The sequence below is a fragment of the Halomicronema sp. CCY15110 genome, from assembly GCF_016888165.1.
Taxonomy (GTDB): domain Bacteria; phylum Cyanobacteriota; class Cyanobacteriia; order Phormidesmidales; family Phormidesmidaceae; genus Halomicronema.
This window is the reverse complement of sequence record NZ_JACSWC010000081.1, coordinates 1-4,575: the sequence shown is the minus strand read 5'-3', so window position 1 is coordinate 4,575 and position 4,575 is coordinate 1. Positions and strand designations below refer to the sequence as shown.

At 52.0% G+C, this 4,575-nt stretch carries 6 protein-coding genes; 5 read left to right on the top strand and 1 reads right to left on the bottom strand.

Going from position 1 to position 4,575, the window contains the following annotated elements; translation table 11 throughout:
* Window positions 1-379 precede the first annotated feature (379 nt).
* From JUK32_RS00955 to JUK32_RS00940, 4 genes are all read left to right on the top strand, one after another.
* Entirely contained in the window at window positions 380-631 is a 252-nt protein-coding gene (locus JUK32_RS00955) for a UPF0175 family protein (protein ID WP_204136989.1), read from the top strand.
* Window positions 628-1,116, top strand: a complete 489-nt coding sequence (locus JUK32_RS00950) for a DUF3368 domain-containing protein (protein WP_204136988.1) — start codon at window positions 628-630, stop codon at window positions 1,114-1,116. The genes JUK32_RS00955 and JUK32_RS00950 overlap by 4 nt, the downstream gene beginning before the upstream one ends.
* Before the next feature lie 288 nt (window positions 1,117-1,404).
* Window positions 1,405-1,629, top strand: coding sequence for a DUF433 domain-containing protein (locus JUK32_RS00945; protein ID WP_204136990.1), 225 nt, complete (start codon window positions 1,405-1,407; stop codon window positions 1,627-1,629).
* Window positions 1,626-1,964 carry a DUF5615 family PIN-like protein gene (locus JUK32_RS00940; RefSeq protein ID WP_204136987.1) on the top strand — a complete coding sequence of 113 codons (339 nt, stop codon included), beginning with the start codon at window positions 1,626-1,628 and terminating at the stop codon, window positions 1,962-1,964. The genes JUK32_RS00945 and JUK32_RS00940 overlap by 4 nt, the downstream gene beginning before the upstream one ends.
* A 205-nt stretch (window positions 1,965-2,169) precedes the next feature.
* Here JUK32_RS00940 and JUK32_RS00935 read toward each other — a convergent pair whose 3' ends face one another.
* Window positions 2,170-2,970, bottom strand: coding sequence for a DUF6816 family protein (locus JUK32_RS00935; RefSeq protein WP_204136986.1), 801 nt, complete (start codon window positions 2,968-2,970; stop codon window positions 2,170-2,172).
* A 258-nt stretch (window positions 2,971-3,228) separates the two neighbouring features.
* Here JUK32_RS00935 and JUK32_RS00930 point away from each other — a divergent pair, with 258 nt between their 5' ends.
* Window positions 3,229-4,320, top strand: a complete 1,092-nt coding sequence (locus tag JUK32_RS00930; RefSeq protein ID WP_204136985.1) for a serine hydrolase — start codon at window positions 3,229-3,231, stop codon at window positions 4,318-4,320.
* The last annotated feature ends 255 nt before the right edge of the window (window positions 4,321-4,575 follow it).

The window sequence follows — 4,575 nt, the reverse complement described above, 5'->3', positions numbered from 1 at the left end:
GCCATCGCCTCCTTGACCGGCTATGACTTTATCCTTGAGGCTCTATTCTATGCAGCTTTATAGAGAATTGGTATCAGGCATAAGGGTTCTGATAAGGTTAAGAGCCCATTTTGAGATGGGCGATTATATGGAATGACATTTCCCTCTTCTATGAAGATATATCCTTTGCTAAAACTCAGCGAGGCTAGCGAGTGGTTCTACGGGGCCAAGCGATCGCCGCTGCCCGGTGAACTTGGGCGTTAGCTGACTCTAGCAAAGCCGTTGCACTCCTCCTTGAAAGTCACCGATTGGAGCAAAACATACTTCCGGGCAATCAGTCGGTAGGCCACCCCAACTGTCAGGCCCTTAAAATTAAAGACAAGCGCTTGAGGGCAACTCTATGCAAATTACCCTGAATCTACCTGACAACCTCAGCCAAGCCGAAACCTTTAACCAGGGTGATTGGCTCCGAGAGATTGCCATTGCGCTGTTTCAGCAAGAGCGGGTTTCCCTTAGTCGCGCCAGCAAGATTGCCGCGATGGAAGTCATGGACTTTCAAAAACTGTTGGCAGACCGCGGTATTTGTGTTCACTACGATGTAGACGACTTTGAGCAGGATGTTCAGCATCTGCGCGATCGGGGCTGGCTATGATCATTGTCAGTGATACCTCAGCCCTCTCAAATCTTGCCCTCGTCGATCATCTCTGGTTATTAGAAGCCATTTACCAAGTTGTTATTGTTCCAGATGCAGTTGCCAGGGAACTAGCCGCGACCAGCAATCTCACCATTGCAGGGATTCTACAACTGAGCTGGATTCAAGCTCACCCCCTCACCAACTCCCAACTTGCCAACCAACTTCAACAAGAACGGGGTCTGGATGCCGGAGAAGCAAACGCTATAGCCTTAGCGCTTGAGCTACAAGCTGATGATTTGCTGATTGATGAGCGCTTGGGACGACAAGAGGCGGTTCGGCTTGGGCTATCGATCATCGGTATTCTGGGTGTTCTGCTGGTTGCTAAACGAAAAAGGCTGATTCCTCAAGTTCGACCCGTTATGGATACCTTGATCAACCAAGCTGGCTTTCGCGTTAGCCCCCAGCTGTATAACCGTGTTTTAGCGTTGGCTCAAGAGCCTTAGTAAAGTAAAAATGGGGCGGTTTTGGAGAAAGTCAGCTAACACTGCGTTGATGCGAACGTAGCAAAGGTTATTGGTGAGAGTCTGAGGTCAACTGCCGCCGCACAATTTAAACATCAAAGATCACCGGATAGTTGTCCTGCGCCGCAAACATCCTGACCTTAACGGTCATAATTTTTCCAGTGCTAAAGCTAAGCCAGCCCAGCAGGCGAAATAGTTGGGCTCTTCTGTTGGAAACCCTGATAACCCATCCTTTAAAGTAAATATAAATGCTATGAGGGCTACTGCATGATGGTGGAGCTACTTTCAAGAATTACAGTTAACCCTAAGCAATGCGGTGGTCGTCCTTGTATTCGAGGGATGAGAATTCGAGTGTCAGATGTACTCGACTTATTTGCAGCAGGGCTAAGTGCAGGAGACATTTTAGAGGAAATGCCCGATCTTGAGGCTGATGATCTAAAGGCATCCCTGCTATACGCCTCGCGAAAACTTAATCACCCGGTTTTAGTGGGATGAAAATCTGGGTAGACGCACACTTGTCTCCGGCAATTGCGACATGGATTACCAGTACGTTTGGCATTGAAGCAATAGCATTGCGCGAGCTGGGGCTAAGAGATGCTGAAGATCCTGAAATCTTTGAGGCTGCAAAAGTCCAACAAGCTGTTGTGATGACAAAAGATAGTGACTTTGTGGACTTGGTTGAGCGCTTGGGTTCGCCGCCACAAATCATTTGGTTGACTTGTGGCAATACCTCTAATGCTCGGTTGCGTGAGATGCTTAGCGAGACGTTACCTAGAGCTTTAGAACTCTTAGCTGCTGGCGAGACATTAGTAGAAATTAGTGGCGGCTAGCCGTGCAGGCTAACAAACCTGGTGCCGCCTCCCAAGAGGCTTGGGGGGCGGCAAAAATCTCGGCAACCGCTGACCAGGAACGTTAAAAATAACCGGATAGTTGGCCCACGCCGCAAACACTAAAACCGTAGCGACCATAATTTTTTCGTTGTTAAGGCAGAGCCACTTCGGCAAGCGGTTCTTTGTATACGGCTAAACGATCGCTTTAAATGGGCGTATTAATGGCGGTGAGATCGAGTTGGTAGCGGTACAGGGCGACGGGGCGATTACCCGCGTCGAAATAGTTGGGTTCTTGGGGCGAGAGGTAAACTGCGGTGATCTGGTCAGCGGTGACGTGGTTGTCATCGACTTGGTGATAAGCCGTGGTGGTTTCGACCTCGTTGAAATAGGGCTTGTTGCCGCCGCGAAACAGTTGCTGAAAGAATTCGGTGGTGATGAAGTCAGTGTCTGACGGTTGCTCGATCGCGCGTCCGGTCACGGTGGATTCCAGCATCCGGTAGTCCGCCAGCATTGTCAGTTGGCGATTGGGATTTTTGTCATCGACGACGACTTTTTTGACCGCCTCTTCGCCGAGATACGCTTTTGCCAAGTTCAGACCATTAAACGCGCGATCGGCCACAATCTCTTCATGGGCGAGCCGAGGTCGCAGCAAATAGCTGCGCGTATATGAGGTCATGCGCGGTTCAAACCGGACTTCGCAAGTGATCGGTTCATTTAAAAGGCTTTGATTGCTTTGAAAACCCGGCGTTTCAATGTCGGGGGCGAGCGGTGCGGCGGTATCTACCAAAGTGCTGGTCATTTCCCAGGTGCCCGCCAGCCAATCCGGATACACCAGATCGCCAATGGGGGGACGGGTCGAGGGCTTGTCCGTCCAGTTAGGAAAAGCCTGGAGGCGATCGCTCAGTGGCCCCGCCCAGGCCGTGCCACTGCACAGCAGCCACACCAAACCTAGCAGCACGAACCAAACGATATATCGACGATTACGCTTTACAGACTCTCGGGCCATGTCACTTCACATTGCAGTCGCCAACCAATAGTGTCAAAGGTACGGCATTCAACCTGTATCAGCAAACGCATTTAAAGGTGCCAGTCTTGAACTGAGGGTCGGAAGTGCTGGTCCCACATGGACGACTGGACGCTGAATTGAAAATGAATATGCGATCGCGGCCTGATCTGAGAAGCGCGATCGCAGCATCCCATTTTGATGAGACTGACATAAACTGGCAGTGCATGATCGGGGCGAACCCACTCCCCCTACTGCCACATGACGGAATTACCCCTAAAAGCTTTACAACAGCGGCCTCACAATCCCATCCGCCGATCACCCTGGCTTAAGCTGGCCGTCATTAGCGGCGGCGGGGTGATTGGGGGACTGGCAGCTTGGTGGGTGAGTGAACTTTTGCTCAACCGAGCCAGTTTTGTCTGTTCGGTGCCGGTATTTGTCCCTCAGCAAATTACGGCCTGCCGTGCGCCTGTGGCCAACCAGCCGATGCTCCCCACTTTCGTCAATCATTTTCAAACCACAGCGCAGTGGATGGATCAAGCAGTTGCTGAGCCAGTTCCGGGAGTGCCGTTGCATCCGATGACTCGAATGACTGAACAACTCCCTCAGATGCCAGCGGGGATGGGGTCGACGTATCCGTTTGGACCACCCTCCTTTACTGACTCAGAACGGTTGCAGGTCGTGGTCGCTCAAATAACCGCGATCGCTCAGGCTTCGGAATATCCGATGGATGCCCTGAGTATTTCTCTGGTCGATTTGAGTACAGGCGAATATGCTGGCTTTGGCGATCGCACGCCGCGCTATCCGGCCAGTGTCATCAAGCCTTTTTGGGCGATCGCGGCCCTCGCCCACGGTAAAACAGGGCCAGATATCGAAGCTGCCATCACCTATTCCGATAATGCCGCCTCGAATCGCCTCCTAAACGGTGTCGGCCATGAAGTGATGCGAGACTACTGGCAAGCCGCTGGATTTTCGATTAGTGCGCAGTATCCCGTCAATGTCTGGGTGAGCGATCGTCCTGGTAACAGAGTGACAACAGCTGATTTGGTGCGTCTGCTGCACGATATTCAGTCCCCGCAGGGACATCGGCGGATCGCCCAAGCCATGCGACACGACATCGACGCTGAACACAACGATGGGGCAGGAGCGGTGCAAGGATTTCTCGGGGCGGGACTCCCCGGCGGTGAGTTATTGACGAAAGTGGGTCTGACCTCTGGAGTCCGGGCCGAGATGGCAATCCTTACCCTGGATGACCAGCCTTATGCGATCGCCATCATTGGCGCTGATCTAACCTTTGCCCGATCCGAAAGTATTTTTCCCGCGTTCGGTGATCTGCTCTTTCAACTGTTATAGCCATCCGCGGTTAGGTTCGCGCACCTTAATGTGCTAAGCGCCTTGTGCTTAACAGGTTTCACTGTTGCCTTTTGAATTTTGCCATCTCGCCCCTGCCCTTATGAGCCAGCAAAGTCAATAGGCAACGCAAAAAGGCGCTCCCCCGAAGAGAAGCGCCTTAAGTTCTAACTCAAACTAACTGAGCAGGTGAAGCCTAACCGATGATTTCGGGAGCCTCAGCCGCTGCCAAGTCGAGGGGGAAGTTGTGAGCATTGC